Origin of the sequence: Trichocoleus desertorum AS-A10 (assembly GCF_039962155.1) — a bacterium.
Classification (GTDB): domain Bacteria; phylum Cyanobacteriota; class Cyanobacteriia; order FACHB-46; family FACHB-46; genus Trichocoleus.
The window spans coordinates 25,679-39,276 of record NZ_JAMPKN010000011.1 but is presented as its reverse complement, the minus strand read 5'-3'; the positions used below and the strand labels follow the sequence as shown (position 1 = coordinate 39,276).

Genomic DNA, 13,598 nt, shown 5'->3' with positions numbered 1-13,598 from the left:
CCGTAGGAGCAAGTTTTGTGCCTACTCACCCAAGCAGTCCAAGCAATCTTATTTAGCTCGCTTCAGAGAAAATCTCCAGAAGCGGCAAGACGGCCTAGAATGCTTAAGGAAGCTTAGAAGATGCATGAATGGAGACGACACGCACGTTCGCGATTCTTGCTCCTGTCCCGGAAATTCACCTGCTTTCGGGACTAGAAGCGATCGCTGCTCAACTCAACTTAGATGAAGTCACAAACGAAGGGTTGCCCAAGGTGGCTTTTGGTAGTATGGCCTTTGAAGTCATTCGGAAAGCGGATGAGCTTCGCAAAGAACGCGCGGTCGAAGTGTTAATTTACGCTTCTGAGGCTCAAGGAGATCAGCCATTAAATCCCGAAGTTTGGTGGCGCGCCCGTTACATTGGGCATGTACCTTCTCGCAATGGCCGTTACCCAGGCAAATCGATGTTTCGTCCCCAATCTACTGCTGGAGCGAGACCGACTTGGGCGATTTACTGGGAAGTGCAAGAATTAGAGAAACTGAAAGCCCCAATCGCGATCGCGTCTTTGCAAGGGTTGGGTCAAAAGGCACCTCTGAAAGGGCGCTTTGTCCCTGAAGATCCTGTTTTAATTGAGTATCCTTTTGCTGCTTTTGTCGCTATCTCTCGTCAAGCTGCTGCCGATCGCAAGTAGAATCAAGCGATCGCTTTTAGCGAATGGTAAACCTAGGCTTAGGTAGCCATTCGCTAAACTTTGGGTATAACTACATCCTCAATTTAACTCGCTGCCATCTGCTAGTCAGACTGCTGATAAATGCTCCCACGCTTCCCGCGTCAGTTGCCATTCCGTTTGGCTCCATCCCCGCGCAGTCATCCAACTAGGGCTAGGACGTGGGCCAATTTCAACAAACCCGTATCGTTGAGCTAAACGGGTGACTCGCAAGTTTGCACTCACGGAAACACCCCGGATCTCTTTTAATCCCAGATCGCGGAAGCCAAACTGAATCAAGGCTTGAGCAATCTCGATTGCGTAGGCATAACGTCCCCAAAACTGGGGAGCTAACTCAATCCCTAGTTCTGCTTGCTCAGCACCATAACCTTCACGGCGCAGTCCACCGCAGCCAATCAGGTCATGCAATTTCCGGCGATCGCGGATGGCAAGCTGATAGTTGCGACGGGGAGACTCGGTTGCCCACTGGCCGAATAGGTGGAGCAATTCACGGGTTCGGTTGGGTGACACCTCTTCCGGCGCACAGAATTCGGCATATTTTGGATCGGCATGATAAGCCATAAAAGCAGGCTCATCTTCCTGGATAAAGTCTCGCAGTAGAAATCTTTTAGTGACGATCTCCATCGTTTTTCTTCTACAGTAGCCCGAAGGTGATCGCGAACAGAATTCTGAACCTCAGTCGTTACTTAACTCTCTAGTTATCTCACTCGCCCCACCACAAACTTGAGATAGCGGCCTTCGGGGAAGTGGGCAGGGACAGGATGATCGAGAGGTTGGCCCGCTTCATGGATGATTTGCACACGTCGCCCTGCTGAAGCTCCTGCTGCCGCGATCGCTTCCTTAAATGCCTCTGGGCTAACTTGGCTTGTACAACTTCCGCTTACCAACAAACCACCGGGAGCTACACAGCGCAGAGCCAGCGCATTGAGTTTGACATAAGCTCTTTGGGCAGCATGGCGGTTTTGCTTACTCTTGGCGAAGCTGGGCGGGTCAAGAATCACTAAATCAAAAAAGCGTTTTTGTTCTGCATAGCTATTGAGCAGATTGAAACAATCTTGCGTCACAAAGGTGTGGCGATCGGGGTCTAAACCATTGAGCGCAATATTGGTATCTGCCGCTTCCGCCAATCCCTTGCCAATGTCTACGCTGGTAACGTGTTGGGCTTTGCCGCGCAGGGCATACAACGAGAATGCTCCGGTGTAAGCGAAGCAGTTTAGCACCTCACGTCCTTGGCTCAAGTCTTGGACAAAGCGGCGGTTTTCCCGATGGTCTAGAAATAGCCCCGTCTTTTGCCCAGAATACAAATTTACCTGAAACGAAAGGCCGTGCTCTTTCACCACTAAATCATCCGGTGCAGCTTGGCCCCACAACCGTTCTATCTTGCTATCAGGTTTGCCCTCAGTCGCTTCATCAGAGGCTCTATGTTGAGTGCGGAGAAAAATACCTTGCAGCGGTTTGGCGGCTTTGAGCGCATCCACTAGCCAATCTAGGAGCACAGCCGCCCCTTCCATGTAAGTTTGCACTACGGCAAAGTCGTTGTAGAGATCCACTGTGATCCCTGGTAGGCCATCTCCTTCTCCAAATAACCACCGATACGACGTACAACCTTTGTCTCTGAGAGGAGAACGTAAGTCCCAAGCCGCCTGGACTTGTTCCCGCAGCCAGCGTGGATCTGGAACTTGCTCCTCCGAAAAAATCCGAATCGCGATCGGGCCATTAGCATCCCAAAGACCATAGCCTGTCCAGTTGCCGCACCGCGCGCGCACCCAAGTTCCAGAGGGGAAATGCAGATTCGACGGGACATGGTTACGGTAGACCCAAGGATGTCCTTGCAGGAGCCGCTCTTTGAGCGCAGTGGGAAGTTGAATGTGGGGCAGCTTTGCCATGATCTCAGTTAAACAGCCGTTTCTTGTCGCTGCGCCTAAAAATAGTCCTTTTCAACTATACAGGCGCGATCGCCTCTTATCTCTTCCTGCCTAGCAGTTTAGTGTTGAGCTGCTGGTAGTTGCTAGGGGAATGCTTAAAGCCTACTAAATCACAGTTAAGGTGCAGGAGGAAGCTGAGGTGCAGGAAGTTCAATGCCTAATTTGCTGCCTAAATCTATGGCGGTATTGGCAAAGTCAGTGACACCTGCGATCGGAGTAGCAATCGCAGCACCGATGGCTGCTAAAGCAATTAAGCGCTTTCTCAATCGGGTTAAATTGCGCTGATTTTCAGGTTTCTTGATTTCTGCTTCTACGTCATCAATGTCATCTAAGGCATCATTCTGGATTTCCTGAGGAAATTGCGTGGCGATTTGGCGCATGTTGGTAATGAGTTGCAAGAGTTCAGCAATGCTGGCACCGCTGGTTTGGGTAAAGTTGGATGCTGTCACTTGGGCGCTATCTTTAGCTTCGTTAACGATGTTACCGATATTTGCGCCTTGATTATTGTTTGTGTATTGAGAACCTTCTGACATCGCTCTTGCCTCTGCTTTGTTAATGATTGGTCTACTGACTGCGAGTTTAGCAAGATCACGCATGTCTTCGTATACTCTTTCACTCATGCTCCCCTTCTCGTTCATTTGCCGCAATTCGATCGGTTCGTAACCATCTAGAAGTTGGCGCAGATCCATAACGATACCTAACCGGCCGATTGGATGGGACCGAACTCCCATTTTTTCTAATCCTAGGAGTTCCTGGTATTCAAGGGGTGGATGGCTGAGATAGCCAGGGACAGGTACCCACTCAGTTACTTCAAGATTGGCGAAGGTGTCGTGAATTCTGTTGAATACATCGCGGATCATTAGCAGAAAGGATCGCCGGGTTGTTTCACGACCGCTGATAGAGATGAAGATCTTCTTATCTTCTAGGTCAGCTTTGATGCGAGCAATGTTGTAGGTTTCGCTACCTTCGCTATAAGCGAGCATGATCCCACTGCGCCAATAAGTTTGGCTGTGGATTTTGTCGTGAGTGAGAACAATAAAACGGGAGAGGATGCTTTCGGGCAAGATGCGATAGTGATACTGAAATTCTAGGGTTTCACCTTCGAGCTTGGTATCTCCGGGTTCCTCTTTAGAGAGAAGTCCAGGGATCAGAAAGGTATCTATGGGGCAGTTAGGGATCTGAAAACAGAGCTGAAATTGTTTCATCAGCTCAATTAAGTAGTGATGACGGTTGGCAGGGTAGCGCTGCGAGTCGAGAACGCGGCTGAGGTCAGCATAGGTGAGAATGCCTTTGGTTTTAGTTTTGAGGATTTCGTCACTGAGGAGGGCATATATACCCTCAGTCACCCAATCAGGGTTTAGAACGTTTGTGGATTGAAGAATCGGGTGATCGCGGAAGTTAAGTACTAGTCCCAGGTTGTGCAGCAGGTCGATCAGTTGTTCCTGGTTCGGTTCTTCGGTGACAGTTTTGGAAGCACAGATGCAGGCGTATTTGCTATAGCTGATAAAGTCTTCATCCATGCTCTCAAGCTGCTCTTTTACCTCGAACCAGGAAAGTGGTAGAAGGTTGTAAACATCGCTCAATTGACCCACTTCACGAATAAGGGCATTGCGGAGGTCGTTGATACCCTCGCTGGTGTCGCAGGAAGTTTCGAGGATGTCTTTAATGTTGGGGTATTTGTCGCGTAGGGCTTTGCGATTAATGTCGAAAGGCTGTTCGTCTTTCTTGTTACCTACGATGATGACGGGGGATTGACCACCAAAGCTTTCGATCAGTTTAAGCCAGCGTTCAATTTGGTTCTCCTCTTCGCTGGTGCGGCAGTTACACACCAAGAGGTAGAGCGATCGCTTGGTTAAGAAAAACTGGTGAGTGGCATGGTAAATCTCTTGTCCGCCGAAGTCCCAGACATTCAGCCGCACATCTTTGCTGTTAACGTAAATATTCCAAGTTTCAATGTTGAGACCATCCGTTTGTGACTCGTGGCGATTGAATCGGTTGTAGAGGAGACGGTTGATCAGAGAGGTTTTGCCGACGCTACCTTGACCGATGAGAAGGAGTTTGGCTTCATTCAACGGGCGGACTTCGCCACTTCGGAGTTGACGGCAGTAATTGAAGATAGCCTCAACAGAACCAGGATCGTGACTAGGGTTTGGTGGACCAAGAATTTCTGGAGAAATGGGTAGCGGGTTTCGGCGCAGATCTAGTTTATTGAGGTCGGGTACTTCTTCGAGCCAATTGGGTATCTCAGTGATTTGGTTGCTGGAGAGGTCAAGCGTCGTGAGATTGGTCAGCTGTCTAATCACTTCTGGAGTCTGCGTGATTTGATTGCTGGAGAGATAGAGCTCGTTGAGATTGGTCAGTTGCCCGAGCGCTTCTGGAATCTGCGTGATTTGATTGCTGGAGAGGTGAAGCATCGTGAGATTGGTGAGTTGTCCAATCACGTCTGGAATCTGTGTGAGTTGGTTGTCAGAGAGTTCAAACTCAGTGAGATTGGTCAGTTGCCCGAGCGCTTCTGGAATCTGCGTGATTTGATTGCTGGAGAGGTGAAGCATCGTGAGATTGGTGAGTTGTCCAATCACGTCTGGAATCTGTGTGAGTTGGTTGTCAGAGAGGTCAAACTCAGTGAGATTGGTCAGTTGCCCGAGCGCTTCTGGAATCTGCGTGATTTGATTGCTGGAGAGGTGAAGCATCGTGAGATTGGTGAGTTGTCCAATCACGTCTGGAATCTGTGTGAGTTGGTTGTCAGAGAGGTCAAGCTCAGTGAGATTGGTGAGTTGTCCAATCACGTCTGGAATCTGTGTGAGTTGGTTGTTGGATAGATAAAATGTAGTGAGATTGGTGAATTGCCCGATTACTTCTGGAATCTGCGTCAGTTGAGTGTTGGAGAGGCTAAGCTTGGTAAGCTTGCTGAGTTGTCTAATTACTTCTGGAATCTGTCTGATTTGGTTGCCGACGAGGTAAAGCTCGTTGAGATTGGTGAGCTCTCCAATTGCTTCTGGAACCTCCGTGATTTGATTGTGTGAGAATGCAAGCGTACTGAGATTGGTGAGTTGTCCAATTGCTTCTGGAATCTGTCTGATTTGGTTATTGACGAGGTTAAGCTCGTTGAGATTGGTGAGTTGTCCAATTACTTCTGGAATCTGCCTGATTTGGTTACGGACGAGGTTAAGCGTAGTGAGATTGGTGAGTTGTCCAATTGCTTCTGGAATCTGTCTAATTTGGTTACTGACAAGGTCAAGTGTAGTGAGATTGGTGAGTTGTCCAATTGCTTCTGGAACTTCTGTGATTTGGTTGTCGGAGAGGTTAAGCGTAGTGAGATTGGTGAGTTGTCCAATTGCTTCTGGAATCTGTCTAATTTGGTTACTGACAAGGTTAAGCGTAGTGAGATTGGTGAGTTGTCCAATTGCTTCTGGAACTTCTGTGATTTGATTGTCGGAGAGGTTAAGCGTAGTGAGATTGGTGAGTTGTCCAATTGCTTCTGGAATCTGTCTAATTTGGTTACTGACAAGGTTAAGCGTAGTGAGATTGGTGAGTTGTCCAATTGCTTCTGGAACTTCTGTGATTTGGTTATCGGAGAGGTTAAGCGTAGTGAGATTGGTGAGTTGTCCGATTGCCTGAGGTAACTCCTTCAATTCTGTCCGTATTAGTGTGAGTTGCTTTAACCTCCGCAGTTGAGTCACCACATATGGAAGTTCCTTAAATAGATTGCCGCTTAGATCCAACTTACGTAGTTCGCTTAAATTGACTAGTTCAGGCGGCAACAACTTCAACTGATTACCTGAGATGAGTCGTACCCAATTACGCCCTACATGCTCATAGCCCTCAATGCCTAGCCGTCCTTTTTTCGCTCGCTCCCACTTCCCCAAAATCAACGTCTCAAGCTGCGTTAGCTTGCCAATCTCACTAGGCAGTTCTGTCAGCTCCTTGCCCGATAGGTCTAGCTCTGTCCAACCTTCTTTGGCTGCTTGGTTGATTAGCGCTAACAACTCCTCTCGCGTCATGCCTTGCCTCTCCGGATGGTGTTTCTAGTCTGACAAAGCTTTTAAAGAATGTCAGGGTTTCATTGCAGCGACAATTAAGCAAAAATGACAGGTTAATGATTTAAATTTCCGCGCAAAGCTCAAAGTATTCTCGGTGATTATTGATCATTCAAGGCTGAATCTTTTCTATTCAAAACTCAATAACTTTGATTCAGCTTTAATGCTGTTTTATTCAGCCTTGAACGATTAAGGTTTAACAGTGAACCTACACTTTTTAGCCACTAATCTAGAACATTCAGCGTTAAACAATTTTAGTTCACCCTTGAACCCTACAGATTTACCCGCCATACTTTGAGCTTTGGCAACGAATGTTTGCTAACTAGTTGTGATTGTTTCTGTGGCTGTTGGTTTTGCTGGCTTACTCTTAATAGCCCGAAACAGCGTCCCTAACTGTTCGGCAATACCCTTCAATACCAGGTGTCTTCTTCGCTGCCGTCTTTACGTAGTCATACACAGTTAGGCTGCTTGACATCGCTTCACTGCCCACTGTCAGCAACGTATCATCTACCTGTTCCGACATCTGGTTCAGCAACATCTCAATTTCCATCAGTGAGGTTGCCAAGCGGAAATCATTCGAGAAACCATCCAGATCAAAACTCGCAGGCAAAATATTCCGGTTGCACTGAGCTGCATTCAGACTGGTCTGCACAAACGCCAGTCGCTTATCCCCCATCTTAAACAGCCGCTTTCGCTCTGTCGTATTCAGCATGATCAAAAATGGCAGCTTTTGCTGAATAGTAGCGATCGCTTGACGAATTTCTTTGAGATCTGTGTCCGATAAGGTTACGTTGATGTCTTGGTAAGGCATAGAAAACTCTTAAGAATAAACAGTAGCAAAATAGCCATAGGCCGAATTCGTGGCTGTATTATTCCCGGAGTGCTAGAAGTGCTACTGATCAAGCTGTGGATACCTGCAACACGATTTTGCCGCGCGTATGCCCACTTTGGCTCAGTTTGTGCGCTTCAACTGCTTGGCTCAGAGGTAGCACTGTTTCAACGATCGGCTTCACCTGCCCCGCATCCATCAGTTGTGCTATTTCGCTCAGCCAGTCGGCTCTGGGCTGAATGAAAACATAAGCACTCCGACACTGGTGAGCCGCAGCTTTTTCCTCAGATGGGGGAGAAACGACCGAAACCAGAATGCCGCCTGGCTTGACTACCTGCCAAGAACGCTTTTGGACCTCGCCTCCAACCGTGTCGAACACGACATCCACAGGTTCGACAACATCCTCAAACTGGGTGGTTTGGTAATCAATGATTTCATCCGCTCCCAACTGGAACAAAAAGTCCTGATTCCGAGCTGAGGCAGTGCCAATCACATGTGCCCCTTTCCAGCGAGCAAACTGAACTGCATAGCTGCCAACTCCACCTGCCGCTGCGTGAATTAAAACTCGCTGTCCAGCCGTTAACCCAGCGGCTTCAAACAGACAGTGCCAGGCTGTAATTCCAGCTAGAGGCACAGCCGCTGCATGAATGTGATCAACAGTTTTGGGTTTGAACGCAACCTCCGAGGCTTTAACCGCAATGTACTCTGCGTAAGCGCCATCTCGTTTGATATCAGGGCGAGAATAGACTTCATCGCCTGGTTTGAAGGTGGTCACGTTCTTGCCAATTGCTTCTACAACCCCAGAGACATCCCAACCCAAAGTTAAGGGCAAGTCATAATCGATAAAACCTTGCAGATACCCTTCGCGAACCTTCCAATCTACCGGATTGATAGCAGCGGCATGAACCCGAATCAGTACGTCATCCTCGGCGATTGCAGGCACCAAGACATCCTCATAGGCCAAAACCTCCGGACCACCATAAGCGTAAATTCGGACTGCTTTCATGCTCGTTATCACCTTCTTCCGTAGATATTTTTTTGAGTGCAAGCGAGCCTCGCCTTGTGGTGCGATCGCCTACCGCAATCTGCCCGATCTAAGGATACTAACGACGAGCCAAAGACCTAGAAAACTGGCAACGACAAATAAACCAATGCTGAGTTGAGAGAGGCTACCTGTGGGGGCATTGGAGGAGATGATCGCTGCCCCAATCGTCAAGCAACCCACAAGGATACTAAAAGAGAGACGGTTGGCGGAGTCATCCATGCTACGACGCAGAGGGTCGAGATCACGGATGGTCAGATTCCACTTTAGGGTTTCGGAAGTGACGCGATCGAGCAGCAGTTCAATTTGGCGCGGAGATTGCAGGGAGAGGCTCTTAATATCTAGAGCGGTGCGGAGTAAAGCTTGCAGCGGTTGATCACCAATTAACTGTCGTCGAAACAGATCGGTAATCAGCGGTTTAATTTGTTCTAGCAAATTGATTTCTGGATCAAATTGCCTAGCGACTCCCTCCAGATTGGCGAGCGCTTTGGCATACAGCCCTAGGTTGCTAGGGAAACGGACTTTATTATTGCGGGCGGTTTGCAGAATCTCGTAGAACACTTGACTGAAGTTGATTTCTGAGAGATTGACATTGGCATACTTCCGCAACATGCGATCGTAGTCGGTTTCCAAGCGGGCCATATTCACTCCGCTCTGTCCGGAAGTCCCTAGTTGTATGGTAAGTTGCACACACCGCTGGGAATCCATATCCGAAATCGCCAAGATCATCTCGGTCAAAATTTGCTGGGTGCGTGGATCTAAGCGTCCCATCATGCCGCAGTCTAAAATTGCGACTCGGCCATCTTTGAGGTAGAACAAGTTTCCGGGATGGGGATCGGCGTGAAAGAAGCCATCAATGTATAGTTGCTGGAAGAATACGCGAAACAACAAAACCGTAATTTGTCGTCGTTCTTCTTCAGGAATGATCGTATCCGCGCTAGGGCGAATCTCAGCAGACAGCAAAGGTACACCATCTAGCCACTGCATCACCAATAGCTTCTCTGTGGTTAAGTCCCAGTTAATCTCCGGAATCACGAGGCGGGCAGGATCAAACCAGCGGCTCTTAGAGAGATTGCGGCGCAGTTGGTCGGTGTAGCTGGCTTCCTGGCAAAAATCTAATTCTGCTTGTAGCGCATTGGTAAATTCTTCGGCGATCGCCACAATATCGTACTCTTTGCCTAACTCGGTACGAGCGGCCAAATCTGCCATGCCCCGAATCAAGGCAATATCTTGCCTAATCACCGCTTCCAAACCAGGACGCTGGACTTTGAGAGCCACTTCCCGACCATCGATCAACGTCGCATGATGGGTTTGGGCGATCGAACCCGCAGCGACGGGGACTGCATCAATCGTGGCAAACACTTCATCTAGCGGCCTGCGGATGGCTTGCCGAATCACCATTTCAATCGCGGGCCAAGCGACCGGAGGCACCTCGTCTTGCAGGGTAGAGAGTTCCTCAATGTACTCAGCGGGGAGCAAGTCAGGGCGAGTGCTGAGGAGCTGACCAAGCTTGACATAAACAGGGCCTAAATCCACCAAAATATTCCGCAGTACGGCAGGAGGTGGCAATTTTGGCTCATCCGCCTTGCCTCCGGTCAGCAAGCGCCGCATGAAGTCCCAGCCGTTACGGAGGACTACTTCAATAATTTCTCGCTGACGGGAGCTGGTTTGCGCTAAAAACACGGGACTTCCTAGGGGGTGAGGTCAGGGGGCATGAGTCAGTGAGCCGCGATCGCTTATTGCCAGAGCTAGAAACCCTATCCACTGGCACTACTGCGTTCACTGACTCTCTTCTAACGCCTAACGCCTCAGTTCGCCAAGTCCCCCAAGGGAGAGATTCCAGCAGGCTAGGTCTAAAGTAGATGTTCTAGAGTAGGTGTTCTAGATCGGGGCGATCGCGTAGCTGACCAAGAGCTTGCTTAATTTCCTGGGTGCGGTCTTTTTTCACAATTAAGGTGACGTTGCCGTCTCGCACCACCACTACATCTTCCAGACCAATCGTGACGATCACATCTTCAGTATTGCTGGCGTAAAGAATGGCTCCCTGAGTGTCAAGACCTACATGGGTCGCCAACTCGACGTTCGCTTTATCTCCTTTGAGCAAGCGCTCGATCGCCGTCCAATCTCCTAAATCATCCCAACCAAACCCAACGGGTAAAACATAAGCCTTTTGGGTCTTCTCCATCAGCGCATAGTCAATGCTCTTCTTGGGCAACTGAGGATAAGCGCTGGGGCCTTGTTGTTCTAGCAGGTGCATCAGCTCTGGGGCATGCACTCGGAGTTCATTTAGGGTGACTCCTGCGCGGAAGACAAACATGCCGCTGTTCCAACTGAAGCGACCACTGGCGAGAAATGTTTCGGCGGTTTCGCGATCGGGCTTTTCCGTAAAGCGATCGACGCGGTAAGCAGGGAAGCCTGCATAGCTGCCGACAGGTTCTCCCTGCTCGATGTAGCCGTACCCGGTGGAAGGAGCATTGGGTTTAATCCCCAAAGTCACGATCGCTTCTTGTTGCGTTGCCAGTTCCGTAGCCGCGCTCAGCGTTTGTTCAAACATAGCTTGATCATCAATCCAGTGATCAGCCGGAAAGAAGCCAACTACAGCATCTCCTCCATAGCGCCGAGCGATTTCCAAGGTGCTCCAAGCCACGGCAGGGGCAGTATCGCGGCCTTCCGACTCTACCAACAAGTTTTCTAGGGGGAGATCGGGGAGTTGTTCCTTCACCCCATCCGCTAAGTGGGAAGCAGTAACCACCCAGAGATTTTCCCAACCTCCAGCTAAAGGCAACAAGCGATCGGCTGTGGCTTGCAACAGGCTTTTACCACTACCATCTAAACTCAAAAATTGCTTGGGTCGTAGCTTGCGGCTTAGGGGCCAGAAGCGTTCACCTTTGCCACCAGCCAGAATCACGGGGATGAGGGAATTGCTCATTGCTTAGATTAGTTTCTGGATTAACAGTCTACGTTTCACCGCAAAGCTGACAACGAAGAAATGAGAGTTCCGCTATCAGAATGAGTGCTACTGCCAACATAGTCTAAGTTGTGAAGCAGAACTAGGGATAAACCTTATGGATCGCAAAATTCTTCAATTCCTCACAATTGGGCTTGGAGCGGCAGGGTGACGATAAAGTTAGTGCCTACACCCAGCTCACTGGTAGCTGTAATGGTGCCACCTTGCAACTCCGTAAATTTTTTGGCGATCGCTAAACCTAGACCTGTCCCTGGAATCCGATCCACATTACTGGCACGATGAAAAGGTTCAAACAAGCGGGGCAAATCTTCAGAAGGGATACCTATTCCTTGATCTTGAACTTGGATGATGGCGACATCACGCTTTTGGTGCAACTCAAACTGAATCTTGGTGTTTGCAGGCGAGTATTTGATGGCATTGGCGAGCAAGTTGCTCAGGACATGGCGCAATATCTCCTCATCTATCTCCGCATCTGAGCCATCTCCCTCGTAACTAAAAACAATTTGATGTTCCTTGGCACTGGTTAGTTGAAACTCCGTGATTAATTCTTGACAAAAAGCGCTCAAATCTAAAGGGACGGGTGCGAATTGAAACCTACCAGATTCAGCCTTGCCGATGACTAAAACATCATCCACTAAATGCCCTAGGCGTTTCGTCGCGTTCAGAATTCGTTGAAAACATTCTTTCTGCTTATTTACCTCAAAAGCCTGAGAATGATCTCGCATCAGTTGGGCGGTCATTTGAATGGCGGTGAGGGGGCTACGAAATTCATGAGACATCATGGAATAGAACCGAGAGCGTAATTCACTAAGTTCTTTCTCCGTTTCCAGCGCTTTTCGCATCTCCTCAGCTTGTCTGCGTTCGGTGCTGTCTCGCGCATTCACAATAATCCGAGTCGTGCCGCTGGGCTCAACAAAATGTTTACCACTGGCTTCTAACAGCCGCCAAGAGCCGTCTTGATGGTGGCAGCGAAATTCCGCCGTTGCAGTCACTCCAGGCTGAGCAATCACATTTTGAAAGGTCTGCCGCACATGAGAGATATCTTCTGGGTGCAGGTATTTGAAAATATTGGTGGCAGCGATCGCCTCTGGTTCATAGCCAAACAAAGTTTTACTGGAAGGACTAGTGTATTGAATCGTGCCATCAATCGCTAAAACCACGATCAGATCGAGGGCATTTTCAATTAGTGACCGAAAGCGTTCTTCATTTTCTCGCAAAGCTTTCTGGGCGGTCCGCCGCGCTTGACGCTCCTGGGCTTCCCGCAGTTCTCTCGCGATCGCAGGCACTAGCCGCACCAAATTTCCTTTAATCAAATAATCATGTGCCCCCGCTTTCATGGCGGCCACCGCAATATCCTCACCAATGGTGCCAGAGACAATAATGAAGGGGATATCCAAGTCTCTGCTTTGCAACAAAGCTAAAGCCGCCGGAGCACTGAACTGGGGCATGGAGTAGTCGCAAATAATCACATCCCAAGTGGCTCGATCCAGAGCGGCCTGCATCGCCTTCGCAGTATCTACCCGCTCGTAAATGGGGTCGTAACCCTGTTGCTCCAATTCCAACACCAACAACTCTGTGTCATCTTCAGAATCCTCCACAATCAAAGCTCGCAAGATCTGACCCATGATGTGCTCCCGTCAGATTAAAGTTCTCGGATTTGCGGCGTTTCATTGATCAGTAACCAATAAACACCCAGTTGGCGAATCGCCTCCATAAACTGATTAAAGTCCACGGGTTTTCGGATGTAACTGTTGCACCCTAAGCTGTAACTGTTAATCAAGTCTTGCTCCTCTTTCGAGGTCGTCAAGATAATGACGGGTAAAACTTTGGTACGAGCCTCACTGCGAAGACGGCGCAACACTTCCAAACCATCGATTTTAGGCAGCTTCAAGTCCAGCAAAACTAAGGATGGCATGGGATACAGATGGCGATCGCTGTAGATTCCCTGACCCAATAAGTAATCTAGCGCTTCGGCTCCATCCCGTTTGACAATGACTTCGTTGGCAATCTGGCAATCCTCAAACGCCAATAAAGTTAACTCTTCATCGTCTGGATTGTCTTCTACAAGTAAGATTCTTTTTTTGAGCATGGCA

General features: G+C 48.9%; 10 protein-coding genes. 1 reads left to right on the top strand and 9 read right to left on the bottom strand.

What is annotated here, in order from left to right:
* Positions 1–128: 128 nt before the first annotated feature.
* A complete protein-coding gene (locus NDA01_RS15760; RefSeq protein WP_190435469.1) occupies positions 129–668 on the top strand; it encodes a hypothetical protein in 540 nt (179 codons plus the stop codon).
* 105 nt (positions 669–773) lie between these two features.
* On the opposite strand, the gene NDA01_RS15755 is transcribed toward NDA01_RS15760, so the two are convergent.
* From NDA01_RS15755 to NDA01_RS15715, 9 genes are all read right to left on the bottom strand, one after another.
* Complete coding sequence (locus tag NDA01_RS15755; RefSeq protein ID WP_348228672.1) at positions 774–1,328, bottom strand: GNAT family N-acetyltransferase; 555 nt, start codon at positions 1,326–1,328, stop codon at positions 774–776.
* Positions 1,329–1,402: 74 nt separating this feature from the next.
* Positions 1,403–2,590, bottom strand: a complete 1,188-nt coding sequence (locus NDA01_RS15750; RefSeq protein WP_348228671.1) for a class I SAM-dependent rRNA methyltransferase — start codon at positions 2,588–2,590, stop codon at positions 1,403–1,405.
* 155 nt (positions 2,591–2,745) lie between these two features.
* The gene (locus tag NDA01_RS15745; RefSeq protein WP_348228670.1) at positions 2,746–6,630 is read right to left on the bottom strand and encodes a leucine-rich repeat domain-containing protein; all 3,885 of its coding nucleotides are present in this window, start codon (positions 6,628–6,630) and stop codon (positions 2,746–2,748) included.
* 403 nt (positions 6,631–7,033) lie between these two features.
* The gene (locus tag NDA01_RS15740; RefSeq protein ID WP_431193422.1) at positions 7,034–7,477 is read right to left on the bottom strand and encodes a hypothetical protein; all 444 of its coding nucleotides are present in this window, start codon (positions 7,475–7,477) and stop codon (positions 7,034–7,036) included.
* A gap of 88 nt (positions 7,478–7,565) precedes the next feature.
* Entirely contained in the window at positions 7,566–8,501 is a 936-nt protein-coding gene (locus tag NDA01_RS15735; RefSeq protein ID WP_348228669.1) for an NADP-dependent oxidoreductase, read from the bottom strand.
* A gap of 69 nt (positions 8,502–8,570) precedes the next feature.
* On the bottom strand, positions 8,571–10,220 hold the full coding sequence (locus NDA01_RS15730; protein WP_190435482.1) for an ABC1 kinase family protein: 1,650 nt from the start codon (positions 10,218–10,220) through the stop codon (positions 8,571–8,573).
* 184 nt (positions 10,221–10,404) lie between these two features.
* Positions 10,405–11,466, bottom strand: a complete 1,062-nt coding sequence (locus tag NDA01_RS15725; protein ID WP_348228668.1) for a mannose-1-phosphate guanylyltransferase — start codon at positions 11,464–11,466, stop codon at positions 10,405–10,407.
* A gap of 161 nt (positions 11,467–11,627) precedes the next feature.
* Positions 11,628–13,130 carry a sensor histidine kinase gene (locus NDA01_RS15720; protein WP_348228667.1) on the bottom strand — a complete coding sequence of 501 codons (1,503 nt, stop codon included), beginning with the start codon at positions 13,128–13,130 and terminating at the stop codon, positions 11,628–11,630.
* A 17-nt stretch (positions 13,131–13,147) separates the two neighbouring features.
* A complete protein-coding gene (locus tag NDA01_RS15715; RefSeq protein WP_348228666.1) occupies positions 13,148–13,594 on the bottom strand; it encodes a response regulator in 447 nt (148 codons plus the stop codon).
* Positions 13,595–13,598: the final 4 nt, after the last annotated feature.

Coding starts and splice junctions, on each gene's coding strand:
- NDA01_RS15750 (WP_348228671.1), bottom strand. CDS start 2,590: ATGGCAAAGCTGCCCCACATTCAACTTCCCACTGCGCTCAAAGAGCGG.
- NDA01_RS15740 (WP_431193422.1), bottom strand. CDS start 7,477: ATGCCTTACCAAGACATCAACGTAACCTTATCGGACACAGATCTCAAA.
- NDA01_RS15755 (WP_348228672.1), bottom strand. CDS start 1,328: ATGGAGATCGTCACTAAAAGATTTCTACTGCGAGACTTTATCCAGGAA.
- NDA01_RS15720 (WP_348228667.1), bottom strand. CDS start 13,130: ATGGGTCAGATCTTGCGAGCTTTGATTGTGGAGGATTCTGAAGATGAC.
- NDA01_RS15725 (WP_348228668.1), bottom strand. CDS start 11,466: ATGAGCAATTCCCTCATCCCCGTGATTCTGGCTGGTGGCAAAGGTGAA.
- NDA01_RS15735 (WP_348228669.1), bottom strand. CDS start 8,501: ATGAAAGCAGTCCGAATTTACGCTTATGGTGGTCCGGAGGTTTTGGCC.
- NDA01_RS15745 (WP_348228670.1), bottom strand. CDS start 6,630: ATGACGCGAGAGGAGTTGTTAGCGCTAATCAACCAAGCAGCCAAAGAA.
- NDA01_RS15760 (WP_190435469.1), top strand. CDS start 129: ATGGAGACGACACGCACGTTCGCGATTCTTGCTCCTGTCCCGGAAATT.
- NDA01_RS15715 (WP_348228666.1), bottom strand. CDS start 13,594: ATGCTCAAAAAAAGAATCTTACTTGTAGAAGACAATCCAGACGATGAA.